General features: G+C 67.6%; 11 protein-coding genes and 1 tRNA gene. 3 read left to right on the top strand and 9 right to left on the bottom strand.

The features are described 5' to 3' along the window. The 4 genes from MTR65_RS18650 to MTR65_RS18635 all read right to left on the bottom strand — a co-directional run. On the bottom strand, positions 1-333 hold a 333-nt coding region (locus MTR65_RS18650; RefSeq protein WP_243802857.1), incomplete at its 3' end, for a hypothetical protein. After that, positions 330-4,787 carry a UDP-forming cellulose synthase catalytic subunit gene (gene bcsA / locus MTR65_RS18645; RefSeq protein WP_243802855.1) on the bottom strand — a complete coding sequence of 1,486 codons (4,458 nt, stop codon included), beginning with the start codon at positions 4,785-4,787 and terminating at the stop codon, positions 330-332. The genes bcsA and MTR65_RS18650, both read right to left, overlap by 4 nt. After that, positions 4,784-5,521 carry a cellulose synthase operon protein YhjQ/BcsQ gene (locus tag MTR65_RS18640; RefSeq protein ID WP_243802853.1) on the bottom strand — a complete coding sequence of 246 codons (738 nt, stop codon included), beginning with the start codon at positions 5,519-5,521 and terminating at the stop codon, positions 4,784-4,786. Before MTR65_RS18640 ends, bcsA begins: the two co-directional genes overlap by 4 nt. Then, positions 5,521-5,937, bottom strand: coding sequence for a hypothetical protein (locus MTR65_RS18635; protein WP_243802851.1), 417 nt, complete (start codon positions 5,935-5,937; stop codon positions 5,521-5,523). The genes MTR65_RS18640 and MTR65_RS18635 overlap by 1 nt, the downstream gene beginning before the upstream one ends. Before the next feature lie 203 nt (positions 5,938-6,140). Between MTR65_RS18635 and MTR65_RS18630 the strand changes: the two genes are divergently transcribed. Both MTR65_RS18630 and MTR65_RS18625 read left to right on the top strand, forming a co-directional pair. Continuing rightward, positions 6,141-7,052, top strand: coding sequence for a hypothetical protein (locus MTR65_RS18630; protein ID WP_243802848.1), 912 nt, complete (start codon positions 6,141-6,143; stop codon positions 7,050-7,052). Positions 7,053-7,490: 438 nt separating this feature from the next. Beyond that, positions 7,491-8,582 carry an acyltransferase family protein gene (locus MTR65_RS18625; protein WP_243802846.1) on the top strand — a complete coding sequence of 364 codons (1,092 nt, stop codon included), beginning with the start codon at positions 7,491-7,493 and terminating at the stop codon, positions 8,580-8,582. A gap of 26 nt (positions 8,583-8,608) precedes the next feature. On the opposite strand, the gene MTR65_RS18620 is transcribed toward MTR65_RS18625, so the two are convergent. The 4 genes from MTR65_RS18620 to MTR65_RS18605 all read right to left on the bottom strand — a co-directional run bounded on the left by MTR65_RS18620 (position 8,609) and on the right by MTR65_RS18605 (position 11,722). Further along, positions 8,609-8,684, bottom strand: a tRNA-Thr gene (locus tag MTR65_RS18620). 88 nt (positions 8,685-8,772) lie between these two features. Continuing rightward, positions 8,773-9,417 carry a flavin reductase family protein gene (locus tag MTR65_RS18615; protein WP_243802844.1) on the bottom strand — a complete coding sequence of 215 codons (645 nt, stop codon included), beginning with the start codon at positions 9,415-9,417 and terminating at the stop codon, positions 8,773-8,775. Between the two features lie 77 nt (positions 9,418-9,494). Further along, on the bottom strand, positions 9,495-10,439 hold the full coding sequence (locus MTR65_RS18610) for a hypothetical protein (protein WP_243802842.1): 945 nt from the start codon (positions 10,437-10,439) through the stop codon (positions 9,495-9,497). Beyond that, entirely contained in the window at positions 10,400-11,722 is a 1,323-nt protein-coding gene (locus tag MTR65_RS18605; protein WP_243802839.1) for a replication-associated recombination protein A, read from the bottom strand. Before MTR65_RS18605 ends, MTR65_RS18610 begins: the two co-directional genes overlap by 40 nt. A 157-nt stretch (positions 11,723-11,879) precedes the next feature. On the opposite strand from MTR65_RS18605, the gene MTR65_RS18600 reads away from it, so the two are divergent. Further along, positions 11,880-12,314, top strand: a complete 435-nt coding sequence (locus MTR65_RS18600) for a hypothetical protein (protein WP_419145064.1) — start codon at positions 11,880-11,882, stop codon at positions 12,312-12,314. A gap of 21 nt (positions 12,315-12,335) precedes the next feature. Here the strand turns inward: MTR65_RS18600 and MTR65_RS18595 are convergent, their stop codons facing one another. Continuing rightward, positions 12,336-13,487: a glycosyltransferase family 4 protein gene (locus MTR65_RS18595; protein ID WP_243802837.1), complete on the bottom strand. Its 1,152-nt coding sequence runs from the start codon at positions 13,485-13,487 to the stop codon at positions 12,336-12,338. Positions 13,488-13,610 lie beyond the last annotated feature (123 nt).

The following is a 13,610-nucleotide window of genomic DNA, read 5'->3' as shown; positions in this document are numbered from 1 at the left end:
GGTACTGCGCGAGGTGCTCGCGCGGGCCGGGGTCTGGCTTTGGCTGGAAGGCTTTTCGGCCTGCGGGGCGGGCGCGGCGCGGGAGGCGGCGGCAATCGCGGGATTGTCGGGATCGATGGCGCGCGCGCGGCGCAGGGCCTGCTGGGCGAGGTCCTCGCGCCCCTTGGAGCGCCAGTACTTGGCCTGCGCGATCAGCGCGGCCACCCCGTCGTCCTGCGCGAGGGCGGCGACCGGGAGGACCGAGCCTACCGCGCAGCCCCCCAGCAAGGCGGCCAGGGCCACCGTGCGCAGGGCGCGACTACGCGTCGGGAAGGGGGCACGGGGCTCGATCATGCGTTGTCGTCCTCGGCGCCGAGGCGGCGCTGCGCCTGTCGGCGGAAGTAGAGATAGGCGGGGCTGGCGAGCACGATCGCAAGCGCGAGCGCAAAGAAGCCCAGCAGCAGCGGGCGCTGGCTGATCCAGTAGGCGATCTTCATCCAGAACGGCAGCGAACCGCTCCAGTACCGCTCGCCCAGCGCGAAGCTGGCCATGCCATCGCCCTCGGTGACCGAGAGGTCGCCTTGGATCATGGCGTTGATCTTGGCATCGCCCATGCCCTCGACAAGCTCGGGCAGGGCCGGGCCGCTGTCGGCCAGAAGCGCGACGACGGTGCGGTCCGAGGCAAAGGGCGAACGGAAGCTGACGATCCCGGAAAAGCCGCGCGCGTTGTAGATGATCGGTTCCGCCGCCATCGGGTCGTCGCGTTCGGAGCCGCCGAAGAGCGCGGCGACGTTCTGCAGCATCGAGCGTTCGGAGACCGAGAGGCGCCCGCCGGCAAAGCGCAGCGGCGAGCCTTCGAAAAGCTCCTCATGGCCTGCAAGCGCGGTGTCGCCCAGGACCAGCACGTCCTGCGCGGAAAGCGCGTCGGCATCGACGTCGGTGGCCACGGTCACCGCGGTGGCCGGCACGCCGGTGGAATCCCCGAAGCGGCCCATCAGCTCGAGGAAGGCCTGGATCGCGGCCGTGCTGGGCTTGTCGCCCATGATCACGGTCGTCTGCGACAAGTCCGGGCTGACGGTGAAGGGGAAGCCCGCGCTGGCGAAGGTCGCAAGGTCGGGCATCTGGATCGCGTGGTAGGCCGAGGTCAGGTCGATCGTGCTGTTGGGATCGACCGAGACGCGCACGTTCTCGGGAAGGGTGCCGGTGCACTTCTTCTTGTCGGCAATGATCATGTTGTAGTCGAAGGTGACCTGATTCTGCCCGAACATGGTGTAGCGTGGCAGGGTCAGGGTGGCCTCGGAATCGTGGCTCTTGGCGCTGGCGTTGCCCAGGAGACCATCCCACCAGTCACCGCCCAGGCCCAGCGTCCTCAGGTACTGGCCGTTGAGCGAGACATCGAGGCGCGAGGCGCGGCGGTCCATCCACTTGGCGACCGGGTAGCGGTAGCCCAGGTTGAGGCGGCCACCCTGGCGCGGCCAGAAGAACAGGTCGGGCGCGACGCGGAAGCGGGCGGAGATCGGCCCGGGGCGAATGCCCATGCCCTGGAGTGCGTAAGGCTCCATGATCTCACCCAGCTTGACCGGCTTCTCGGTCGAGACCCAGCGCAGCGCGCTGTAGCGGTCCCAGACCGGGATGCGCACGCCCTCGAAGTCCATGCGCGCTCCGCCAAAGACGCCCTTGCCGATGGCCACGGCGGAGGCGGCGAGGCGCAGTTCGCCGTCGTTGCGGCCCATCAGGACGAGCAGGGTGCCGCCCGCATCGGCTGGGTTGCGCACGACCGCCGCGCTCGGCCCTTGCGCGGGCGCGATCTCGAGGCCGGGGAGCGACTGGCCGCTCTTGAGGAAGACCACGGCGTTGCCTCTGGGCAGCGCGCCAATGACCGGCTTGAAGGTGAAACCACGGTAGCTCGCAAGCGAGCCGAGCCAGGACGCCGAGGCGGCCGCCGCCTCCAGTTCGCCGCGGGCGGGCGCGCCAGCAAAGACGAAGGGCATGTCGAGCGGCATGTTCTGGCCCTTGTCGAAGAAGGGCAGCGGCAGGCGCGCGAGGTCAGGCTTGTAGGGGAGGCGCGCGTATTCGACATCGAGCCACGAGCGGGTGTTCGAGATATTGGCCCAGAGCGCGGAGTGGAACGGGTCCTCGCAGTCGCGCGCGTAGTGGCCGATCAGGCGCAGGTTGAGCTGGTTGTCGCCGGGCAGGAACAGCGCCGGGTTCACCTTGATGCGCACGATCCGGCCCTTGGCGTTGGCGCGCGTGAGGCGCAGCGTGTCCACGACCTCGCCGTTCAGCATCACCACCAGCTGGCTGAGGTCGTCGAGCATCGAGGGCGACCAGGCCATCTGCAGGACGAGCGTGGCCTCGGTGACGACGCGGTCCTGACGCATGCCGAAGGGGATGCCCATTTCGCCCTGGGTGCCCAGGAGGCGGATCGGGGTGGTGACGCGCAGGTCCTCGAACGTGAGGCGGTCGGTGAGATCATCGCCTTCGCGCGCAGCCGGGGTGGCCTCGGCCTCGTTCGCCGTGGCGGCATGGGCCTGGCTGGCGCCGAAGAAGATGCCCGCCGTGCCCAGCAACAGTGCGCCGGTGATGGCCGCGGCCTTGGCGATCCGGGCGGCCTTGCCCTTGGTCTTTGTCTCGGCCTTGCTCGCGCTCGTCTTGTCCGCGTCGGTGGCGCTGGCGGGGACGTTGTCGTTGTCCGCCTCGGCCTGGCGCATCGCGCGGCGTTCGGCGAAGTTGAGGCGCAGCATGCGCTTCAGGGTAACCAGGTCGACCAAGATGATATCCGCAAGTGAGCGAAGTCCGGTGACGGATTCGCGGGGAGCAACAGGCTGCCAGGCGTCGGCCCGGCCCATGACGGCGCGCACGAGGTGGCGGCCGGCCATGATATCGAGTTTTTCAAAGCGCACATAGGTGTTTGCGCCCTGGGTACGCATCGTTTCGACGGGGATGCACAGCACTTCGTTCCCCATCGACATGGTGATGTGGCGCACCGAACGGTCCTTCACCGGCAGTTCTTCGGGCAAGGCCAGCGCCGCGCCGCCCATCGAGATGTCGAGGGTGGTGGCCGGTACCACGTGCCCACCCTCGAGATACGCGCTGACCGGGAGCTTGACCGGGATGCGGATGTCCTGGCGGGCCTGGCGCGTCTCGCGCGCGACCGCGATGGCGGCGATGAGGATGATCAGGCTGAAGGTCGCCCAGGCCAGGTTCAGCACCAGCGTATCGGTCTGGATGTTGAACATGTAGGGGAAGAAGGCCCATTTGCTGATGGCCATGAGCATGCCCGCCACGATGATCCCGACGCAGATCAGGTGCGGCTTGACGATGGCCCAGTCGAAGTAGGTCTTGTCGAGCAGCGAGCCCTTGTCGGTCACGTTGAACTTGCCCTTGCGCGGCTGGAGCCAGGTCAGCACCGTCGGCTTGACGAGGTGGAAGGCCAGGATCGTCTCGTAGACCTCGCCCCAGAACGGACGGCGGTCCGAACCTTGCGTGCGCTCGTTGGCGACCGAAGAGCAGTAGAGGTGGGGCATGGCGTAGGCGAAGATCAGCGAGGCCGAGGCCTGGATGATGTTCTGGCCGAACATGAGGTAGGCGAGCGGGCTGGTCAGGAACACGATCCGGGGGATCGGGTACTGGAAGTGCAGCATGGCGTTGAGGTAGCACAGGCGCTGCTGCCAGGTGAGGCCCTTGCCGAAGAGCGGGCAGTCGATGCGCAGGATCTGCGTCATGCCGCGCGCCCAGCGGATGCGCTGGCCGACGTGGAGGACAAGGCGCTCGGTAGCAAGGCCTGCGGACAGGCGCGCGCTGATATAGGCGGTGTTCCAGCCGGTGCGCTGGAGCTTGAGGGCGGTGTGCGCGTCCTCGGTCACGGTCTCGCCCGCAAACCCGTTGGTTTCTTCCAGCGCTTCGCGGCGGATGATCGCGCAAGAGCCGCAGAAGAAGGTCGCGTTCCACAGGTCGTTGCCGCCCTGGACCGGGCCGTAGAACAGGTCGCCTTCGCCCGGCATGTCGCCCATCGTCGAGGCGAGGTTACGCTGCACCGGATCGAGCGAATACATGTGGTGCGGGGTCTGGATCAGGGCGAGGCGCCTGTCCTTCTGGAACCAGCCGATGGTCAGCTGCAGGAAGGCGCGGGTCGGCACGTGGTCGCAGTCGAAGATGGCAATCAGTTCGCCGTCGGTCTTCTTCATCGCCGCGTTGAGGTTGCCCGCCTTGGCGTGCAGGTTGTTGTCGCGCGTGATGTAGCCGCAGCCCGCTTCCTTGGCGAAGGCGCGGAATTCCGCGCGCTTGCCATCGTCGAGGATGAAGACGCGGTAGCGGTCGACCGGGTAGTCGAGATCCATCGCGGCGAACACGGTGTTGCGCACGATCTCGAGGCTCTCGTTGTAGGTCGGGATGTAGATGTCGACAGTCGGCCAGTCCTCGGGATCGCCCTCGGGCTCGATCACCGGGCGATCGAGGGGGAAGCTGGTCTGCAGGAAGCCCAGCATGAGGATGACCCAGGCGTAGAGCTCGGCCAGGTACAGGACGCCGCCGAAGGCGAATTCGGGGAGCGTGCCGAAGGAGAGCGTCTGCGTCGTGCGCCACACGATGTAGCGGGTCGAGACGAGGATCGCGAGAAGGCCCAGTGCGAGGCCCCCGCGCGGGCTCTTCCAGCGGCGCAGCGCCACCGCGCCGGCAATCGTGACGCCGGCGCAGACCCACTGCGCGGTCCCATCCAGAGGCACCGCAATCACCACCGCCGCGATGAAGACGATGGGGATGAGGGCGAGGTAGCGCAGCGCGCGCGTCGACGTCAGCGCCTTGATCATGCGGCGTAGCTCGAGCTCTTTGCGCCGGACCAGATGCTGATGTCGGCATCGAGTGCGGGGAGGACGATGTCGACCAGACGGCGCACGTCGGCGAGCGCGGCGCTGGAAGGCGCATAGCGCGCCAGAGGCTGGAGCATCGCGATCGATTCGGGCACCGATTCGTCCAGCCGGATACGCCCGATCAGGCGCGGACCCATCAGTTCGCGCACGAAGGCTGCGTTGTGGCGCGCGAGGCGGCGGGTGTCATCGAGCCGGTTGATCACGAAGGACGTGCGCGACAGGCCGCCCTTGCCCGCTTCGTCGAACATCTGCGGAAGCAGAGCGAGCGTCTCGGGCGCGGTGTCGAGCGCACACAGGTGGGCGCAGGCGTGGTTGACGAGGCGCCGCGCGAGGTTGCGCTCGCACGAGGGCACATCGAGGATCAGCGTGCGCTCACGGCCGGTCTGGAAGTAGCCCAGATCCTTGAGTATCGGGATGAAGTCGGGGTCATGGGGCGCGGTGCCCGCATGGCGCAGGTCGATCCCCGAGACCACCACCGAATCCTCGCTCGGGGCATGGAGCGCGGACAGCGTCGTCGAGGGGGGCAGCGCGAAGTGCAAGGGGAGCGTGTCGTGCGCGGCCATGGAGAGCACGGTCACGTCGGCTCCGGCCTCGGCCAGCCCGAGCGCCATGTGCGCGGCGAGGAAGGTGTTGCCGGTGCCGCCCTTGGGCGAATGGCAGACGATGAGGGCCATCAGATCTCTCCTCGCGAACCCAGCTCGGACAAGTGGCGCAGCATGGCGCGCACGTCCTGGCCCGATCCGGCAGGGGCAGGCGGGGCAGGGGCGGCCGCCGCGTTGGGGCCTTCGTAGCGCCGGAACAGGGCGCCGATCGAATCGGTGGCCGAGGGTTCGGGAGCCGATGGCGCGGCCGGGCGCGGCGGTGTGGGGGCAAATTCGGGCGCCGGCGCCTGCGCGCTCGGCAGGCTTTCCGGGGAAGGGGCGGCGGCGCCGCTGGCCGCCGCGCCGTCGAGTTCGAGCAGGCGCGGGTCCTTGAGCAGCGCCTCGAGCATCGGCCACAGTTCCAATTCGGTGAATCGGTCCTCGAACTCCTTGTACGAGAAGTCCTGACGGCCGAGCCGGTTCAGAAGGTTTGAAGCGTCAACTCTCATGCGGTGCCCCCTGTAAGTGCACTTAGGGATTGGCACTTAATGGTTAACAAATGGCTTAACCTTTTTCGCAAGTGTGCCAACCGCGAGGGGGGCCTCACCGCCCTCAGAAGGCACTTATATACGAATACCTTAAGGCTGTAAGGAAATCCTAAACCTTCGGCGCTAGACGAGTCTACACCTTGCTAGCTACGTGAACGAGGACCATGGACGTCCAGCACTTTTCAACGTTCGACTGGGACGACGGCGTGGATGATTACACGCCGGAAGACTTGCTGCCGCCTCTCGATGGGCCGCAGGAAACCGACGATTGCGAGTCCGAAGTCGCTTCGGATCGGTACTCTTACGGAGGATTGATGAAGATGGGACGTTCGGAGCGATCCGGTGGGCGGCCGCGCAAGAAGCCGGTGCTCATGCTCGACGACAGTGAGCGCCGCGACGCGTTGCGCGAGCTCGACATGGTCGCGGTCCAGGACTTCGGCGAAGCGATTCCCATGGAACGTCCGGTCCGCGTGCAGGGCCTCACGCCTGCCGAAGCGGTCGATTCGGCCAGTCTGGACACCCCTGTTCCCGAGGCTCCGGCCCCGCAGGCCCCTGAGCCCGCGGCTTACATGCCCGCAGCGCCTATGGATGCCCCTGCACCGTCCAGCCCGGCCCCGCGCTTCGGTGCGCTGGGTGGCGAGGGCTCGGCGATCGGCCGCGACCCCTTCTCCGATGCCGCTTTTGAGGACGAGGGTGAGGATGAGGGCGAACAGGGCCTCGACGAGGCCGCCTACGGTTCGCTGTTCGGAAAGCCTGCGCCGAGCGCCCAGCCCGCCCCTATGCCCGCTGCGCAGCGAGCCCCTGCGCCTGCGCCCGAACCGGTTGCTGCCCGTCCGGCTCCCATGCCCGAGCCTGCTCCCGTACCGCTGGCCCCGGCGCCTGTCGCGGCCGAGCCCGCGCCCGAGCCCGTTTTCGCGCCGCAGGTCGAAGCCGAGCCGGCTCCGGTGCGTTCGGCCTCTGGCCATGCCCTGCGCGCGCGCATGCAGGCCGAAGAGGTCTCCGCCCCTGAAAACGAATCGCTTCTGGCGCGAATCGGCCGCTTCTTCGCCTGGCTGGGCAGCCTGCTGCGCCGCTGACGCCGCAGGTGCGAGACATGGCAGGCGCCTCGTAAGCGCCTGCATGTCTGTGCAATTCCGAAGCTACGGAACGAAATGAAATGCCTTCCAAGGGGCTATCGCCCCTTGGATTCCAAAATCCGCGACCTCGCCTTTCTCAGTCCGCGTGGCGCGCGCGAGGTGCGCTCGACAGTTTTGGGAGCCCGAGGGCAATGGCCCTCGGACCAACCTTTTCTGCTGTTCCCGCGTTCGTGCGTGTTCGAATACGCGCAGTGGCCCCTTGCCTGATTCCGCAAGAGATTAAGACGTTGGCTAACAGCTGCCGCCCCCCGGCCGAGAGACGCCGGGCCTATTGGTATTAGTCCCTTTGCCGAACTTGCCGCGACGGGGCTCCAATGCTTTGCAAGGGGACCTGTTCGCGAGGGTTTCGCGAATGGCGTGACCAGTCGCGGAGGGAGGATGACGGCAGGCCAGTCCCGTGTTCAGGAGCCGGTCGTCCATGCCAGCTCCGGCTCCGATCAGCTTCCGCGCCATTTCCCCGCGCTTGATGGGGCGCGCGGTGTCGCGGCGATGGCCGTGGTGGTGTCGCACTGCGCGAACGCCGGGTTCTTTCCCCGCATCCTGGGGGAGGGCACCGGGCAGATGGGTGTCCTTCTCTTCTTCCTCCTGAGCGGTTTTCTGATGGCCTTTCTCTATGGTCAAAGGCCTTTCACCAACGAACAGGTGCTGCGCTACGCGACCCATCGGATCGCCCGCGTGTTCCCGCTCTTCTACCTCGTCATTGCCCTTTCGCTGATCGTGGGGGCGGAAGGGCCTATCCGGTTCTTCGATCTGTCCGGCGGAGAATGGCTGAAGCCAGTGGCACTCGTGACGGGCACGAGTGTCCTTTGGACCATTCCCGTCGAGGTGCAGTACTATATTGTCTTCCTGCTGATCTGGGCGGCGGCGAAGCGCTTTCCGCTCGGGGTCTGGATTGCGGCGGGGTTTGCCGGGCAACTGCTTGTTCTGGCCCTGCTGCGCCTCTGCGTTCGGGGCAACCAGTTCCTTCCCTACTGGTTTCACGCCTTCTTCCTGGGGACGATCGCGGGCTATCTGCTCCACCGCCATGCCAAGGCTTTTCTCACGGCCACACGGGCGCCTGCCTTGCAGGTCCTTGGCTGGATCATTCTTCTGATGATTCCGCTGTCGCTGCCCGAATTGCGGCGGATCGCCGGCTTCCCCATGCTGCCCAACTTCATCGACCCGATCACTTTTGGCATGCCGGTTCTCATCTTCCTGGCCGCGCTGGGGTCGTTGGGGCCATTTCGGTATCTCGCCTTGCCCGTGTTCACGCGGCTGGGTGCAGTGTCCTACGCCATCTACCTGCTGCACAAGCCCGTGATGTGGTCGCTGGAGCCCTGGCTCGCGGGCCGGGTCCCGGACCTCGCGCTGGGTCTTGCCATAGTGGCGTTGAGCATCCTGGTCGCCGCGGTATCGACATACGGCTTCGAGCGCCCGGTCCAGAAACTTCTGAAGCGCCATGGGGCGAAGCTCAGCCGCCGGTTGGCGTGATAGACGGGAATGCTGGGAGGGAGAGGTGGTGCCGGTTGCAGGAGTCGAACCCGCGGCCTGATGATTACAAATCAACTGCTCTACCAGCTGAGCTAAACCGGCACACGCTCTCAAGAGACGGGGCCCTTACCAAGCTCGGGGCCATTTGGTCCAGCGGGATTTTCGCCAAGGTGGGGAAAAGCCGGATTTCCTAACTTTGCGAGGTCCCGCCGTGCTGCGCCTGCCAGTCCTCGTAGACCGGGCGGGGCATGTCGAACAGGTCGCTCTGGCGTGCGTACCAGCCGCCTCCGTGCATGCGGGCGACAAGGTCGAGGCCAACCGTGTCGACGTAGAGCTTCTCGGCGTCGATGTAGTCATCCTGAATGTGGAAGTGGAGCACCTCGCCAAGGACGATGGTGGTATTGCCCGCCGGGATCGCCTGGTAGAGGCGGCATTCCATGGCAACCGGCGCATCGGCCAGGCGCGGCACGGCAACCGCGCTCGATGGCACGGTCACAAGGTCCGCCAGCGCCGTCTCGTCGACATCGGCGGGCGCGTCCATGCACGTGATGTTCATGGCCGGCGCCAGCGCCTCGCTGACGAGGTGGACGACGAACTCCCCGGTTTCCAGGATGTTGGACGCGGTATCCTTGAGCTGGCCATCGGCGCGGGTGATGAGGCCGAGCGCGATCAGCGGCGGGTTTGCGCCCATCGCGTTGAAGAAGCTGAAGGGCGCAAGATTGCCAACCCCTGCCGCCGATTGCGAGGCGACCCAGGCGATCGGGCGCGGGGTGATGCTGGAGCCGAGCAGCTTGTAGCGTTCCTGCGGGCTCAGCGTCGCGAAATCGAAATCCATGGGGCCTTCTCTCCTTGGGGCGCGTGTGCGGTGTGGTCCCGCCTGGCGCATCCGCTGTCTCTACAGGTGCGTCTGGATCACAGGGCGCCGAAGGTCCAGCCCTCGCGCGTTGCCAGTTCCGGGGTAAGCTCGGGCGGGTGCCACAGTTCCCGCCGCGCTGCGGCGCCGCGCAGCCAGGCGCTGGTCAGGAGCGCGTCGGCGCTGTGATCGTCGATCGGGCCGGTCTCGCCGCGGGGCTGCGATCCCAGTGCGTCCAGCGCGGTATCGAGGTCGCTGCGCTCGGTGATCTTGGCGCGGCCTGCCCGGCGCCCGGCCTCGACGGCGGCGAGCGTGGTGTAGATCTCGCACACCACACTGCCCGAGGGAGGCAGCGGATCGATCGGCCAGACCGGGAGCGTACCTGTAAGGCGGTGGAGCAGGCGCATGCCGGTCAGGCTGGACTTGCCGACCTGCGCCGCGCCTACGAGGTTGAAATTGGAGTATGGCTTGCAGCCCAGGCGCGCCTGCGCGGCCTCGGTGACGCGCAGGCGCCCGCGGCGGTGATCGCTACCGGGGAGGTGGAAGCGCTCCCCCTCGCGGCCGCCGTGTCGGCGGAAGTAGGGCGCGAAGTCGGGGTGGTCGACGAAGGCATTGGCGCCCAGGTCCTCATCCTCCTCGCAGATGCCCTCGATCCGTGCCCACAGTGCGCGGGCCGTGTCCGGGCTTTGGGCAAGGCCGGGGAAGAACGCGCCCGCATCGGCAAAGGGAAGCGCGATGCCAAGATCGAGGCCGACCAGCGTGCGCGGGGGCAGGTCTTCGCGCAGATAGCGCAGCACGGCCTCGCGCGACCAGCCGCGCGGGGAGGGCGGGGAGAGCAGCGCGGGCGCGCCGGTCCCTTGCGCGCACAGGCCCAGCGCAATGCCCTTGTGATGGCGCCCGCGCGCGCCCGACCAGTCGATGGCCAGGAAATGGTCGAAGGTGGGGGGAGGCGCGACCAACGGGGTCAGCCGCCGCGCCGTTCGACGCGCTTCTTCTGCCACCATTCGAGACGCTTCTTCAGTTCGCGCTCGAAGCCGCGCTCGTTGGGCTTGTAGAACTCCTGCGCGGGCACGCCGTCTGGCCAGTAGTTGTCGCCTGAAAAGGCGTCAGGCTGGTCGTGGTCGTAATGGTAGGCCGCGCCGTAGCCCATGTCCTTCATCATCTTGGTCGGCGCGTTGAGGATGTTCATGGGTGGGGCGACCGAGCCGGTCTCCCGCGCGAGCTCGGTCGCGGCGGCCTTGGCCATGTAGGAGGCGTTCGACTTGGGCGCGCTGGCGCAGTAGATCACCGCCTGGGCAAGCGGGAGTTCGCCTTCGGGCGAGCCGAGAAACTCGAAGGACTGCTTGGCGGTCATGACCTGGACCATCGCCTGGGGATCGGCGAGCCCGATGTCCTCGCTCGCGATCGCGGCGAGGCGGCGCAGGATGTAGAGCGGCTCCTCGCCCGCCACCAGCATGCGCGCCATGTAATAGAGCGCGGCCTGCGGGTCCGATCCGCGCACCGACTTGTGAAAGGCCGAGATGAGGTTGTAGTGCCCGTCGCGGTCCTTGTCGTAGACCGCCATGCGCCGCTGCAGGAACTTGCCGAGCGGGCCCGGCCCCAGCGGTTCCTCGATGTGTGCGGCGTAGAGCGTCTCGGCCTGGTTGAGCAGGAAGCGCCCGTCGCCATCGGCCGTGGCGATAAGGGCCGCGCGCGCTTCGTCGGTGAGGGGGAGCGGGCCTTCCAGCGCCTCGGCCTTGGCCAGCAGCGTGGAGAGCGCCATCTCGTCGAGGCGGTTGAGGACAAGCACCTGCGCGCGGCTGAGAAGGGCTGCGTTGAGCGCGAAGCTGGGGTTCTCGGTGGTGGCGCCCACCAGCGTGACCGTGCCGCGTTCGACGAAAGGCAGGAAGCCGTCCTGCTGGGCGCGGTTGAAGCGGTGGATCTCGTCCACGAAAAGCAGTGTGCGCTGGCCCGCCCTGGCCGCCGTTTCGGCCTCGGCAAAGGCCTTGCGCAGGTCCGCGACGCCCGAGAACACGGCCGAGACCGCGGCAAAGCGCATGCCCACCGCCTTGGCGAGCAGGCGCGAGGTGCTGGTCTTGCCGGTGCCGGGCGGGCCCCACAGGATCATCGAGGAGAGCTTGCCCGCGGCCACCATGCGCCCGATCGCGCCTTCGGGTCCGGTCAGGTGCTCCTGGCCCACCACATCGTCCAGCGTGCGCGGACGCAGGCGGTCGGCCAGCGGGGCGTCTTCGGCCAGCGGTTCCTCGCTCTCGGGCGGGGGCAGATCATCTCCGAACAGGTCAGCCATGGCGGTTCCCTAGCGCGTTGCGCGCACGAATGCATCGGTTCCGGCGCGGCGAAACAGCGCCTTACCCCGAAAAAGTGCGTGAGCGCGCGGCGGGTTGCCAAGCAGGGGCGGCTGAGTCAGAATTTGGGCCACTGCGCAAGTCAGGGCCGCGAGCGAGGTGCGTATGGTGGAGAAGGCACGGGCTCCGGCCTGGTATTGGATCGTGGCGGTCCTCGCCGTGATCTGGAACGGCTTTGGCTGTTTCGACTATGTGATGACGGTCACCCGCAACGTGGCGTACCTGTCCGCGTTCCCGCGCGAATACGTGGCCTATCTCGACACCTTGCCGCTGTGGCTGGTGGGGTTCTGGGCGCTGGGTGTCGGCGGCGGGCTAGCGGGAGCGCTGCTGCTGCTGCGGCGGGCGCGGCTGGCCGCGGCGGCCTTCGGGGTCTCGCTCCTGGGGCTGGTGGTGACAAGCGTCTATCAGTGGCGCGATACCGAGGCGCCCGCGATCAGCAGCGCGGACGTGGCCATCAGCGTTGCGATCTGGCTGATCGCGCTTGCGCTGCTGCTCTTCTCGCTGCGGATGCTGCGGGCGGGCGTTCTGCGCTGACACAGGCCACGCTCGCGCGCCTTACCCCCTCGCGCGCTGGCGGATGAGGCGCAGGTAGGTGTCGGCGACGGCCTCGTTGATCTTGTCCCAGTCGAAATCGTTGGCGCGCAGCGCTCCGGCCTCGCCGTGCGCGCGGCGCAGGGCCGGGTCCTCGATATAGGCGCGGATCGCGTCGGAGAACTGGCTGACCGCGCCTGGCGGCACCAGCCGTCCCGAGACGCCGTCGGCGACCAGGCTCTGGCTGCCGGTGGCCGCCGCTGCAACGACGGGCAGGCCGCAGGCCATGACCTCGAGCGTGACGTTGCCGAAAGTCTCGGTGACCGACGGGTTGAACAGGACGTCCATCGAGGCCACCGCGCGGCCAAGGTCGGCGCCCTGCTGGAAGCCCACGAAGGCGCCGTCCGGCAGGCGGCTCTCGAACCATTCGCGCGCGGGCCCCTCGCCGATGACGATGACCTTGAAGGGTACGCCCCGGCGGCGCAGGTCATCGAGGGTGTCGGCGTAGACGTCGAGCCCCTTCTCCATGACGAGACGGCCCAAGAAGCCGATTGCGACCTCGTGGTCGGCGATGCCCAGGGCGCGGCGCCATTCCATGTCGCGGCGTTCGGGGTTGAAGGTCGTGCGATCGACGCCGCGTGACCAGATCGAGACATCGTAGTTCATGCGCTGTTCGCGCAGGAGCTGGGCCATCGATTCGGAAGGGGCCACCAGCGCGTCGCAGCGGCGGTAGAAGCGGCGCAGGATCGCCTCAATCACCGGCTCGCCCCAAGCCATGTTGTAATAGCGCAGGTACGTCTCGAACCGGGTGTGCACCGAGGCCAGCACGGGCAGGTCGCGCTTTCGCGCCCAGGTCACCGCCCTGTGGCCGACTGGATCGGGTGAGGAGACATGCACCACGTTGGGGGCGAAGGCCTTGAGATCACGGCGTGCCTTGCCCGCGATGGCCAGCGGCACGCGGTATTCGGCGCGGCCCGGGATCGGCAAGGCGCCGACGCCGACAAGGTCGCCGGTTGCCGGGAAGGCCGGCTCCTCCACGACGGGTGCATAGACACGTACCTTCGCACCCTGGCGGAGCAGGTAGTCGACGAGGCGATTGAGCGCCTGGTTGGCGCCATCACGAACGTAGTTGTAGTTGCCCGAGAACAGGGCGATGCGAAGGTCGGAGATATCCATGGTGCGCGGCCCATAGCGCCCGCAGGCGGACTTGGCGAGGGGCTGCGGCGCGCTTTGCGCGCGTACGCGGTTGCCGCTGTCTCATCTCGAGGCGTGGCAACCGCGCGGCCGGCCCGGCTCAGC

Source organism: Novosphingobium mangrovi (assembly GCF_022818885.1).
GTDB lineage: Bacteria > Pseudomonadota > Alphaproteobacteria > Sphingomonadales > Sphingomonadaceae > Novosphingobium > Novosphingobium mangrovi.
Note: the sequence above shows the minus strand (reverse complement) of the source record. Positions and strands in the feature narration are given on the sequence as shown.

Excerpts from the sequence above, each read along its gene's own strand:
- bcsA (WP_243802855.1), bottom strand. The coding sequence starts at position 4,787 with ATGATCAAGGCGCTGACGTCGACGCGCGCGCTGCGCTACCTCGCCCTC.
- MTR65_RS18640 (WP_243802853.1), bottom strand. The coding sequence starts at position 5,521 with ATGGCCCTCATCGTCTGCCATTCGCCCAAGGGCGGCACCGGCAACACC.
- MTR65_RS18635 (WP_243802851.1), bottom strand. The coding sequence starts at position 5,937 with ATGAGAGTTGACGCTTCAAACCTTCTGAACCGGCTCGGCCGTCAGGAC.
- MTR65_RS18630 (WP_243802848.1), top strand. The coding sequence starts at position 6,141 with ATGGACGTCCAGCACTTTTCAACGTTCGACTGGGACGACGGCGTGGAT.
- MTR65_RS18625 (WP_243802846.1), top strand. The coding sequence starts at position 7,491 with ATGACGGCAGGCCAGTCCCGTGTTCAGGAGCCGGTCGTCCATGCCAGC.
- MTR65_RS18615 (WP_243802844.1), bottom strand. The coding sequence starts at position 9,417 with ATGGATTTCGATTTCGCGACGCTGAGCCCGCAGGAACGCTACAAGCTG.
- MTR65_RS18610 (WP_243802842.1), bottom strand. The coding sequence starts at position 10,439 with ATGGTGGCAGAAGAAGCGCGTCGAACGGCGCGGCGGCTGACCCCGTTG.
- MTR65_RS18605 (WP_243802839.1), bottom strand. The coding sequence starts at position 11,722 with ATGGCTGACCTGTTCGGAGATGATCTGCCCCCGCCCGAGAGCGAGGAA.
- MTR65_RS18595 (WP_243802837.1), bottom strand. The coding sequence starts at position 13,487 with ATGGATATCTCCGACCTTCGCATCGCCCTGTTCTCGGGCAACTACAAC.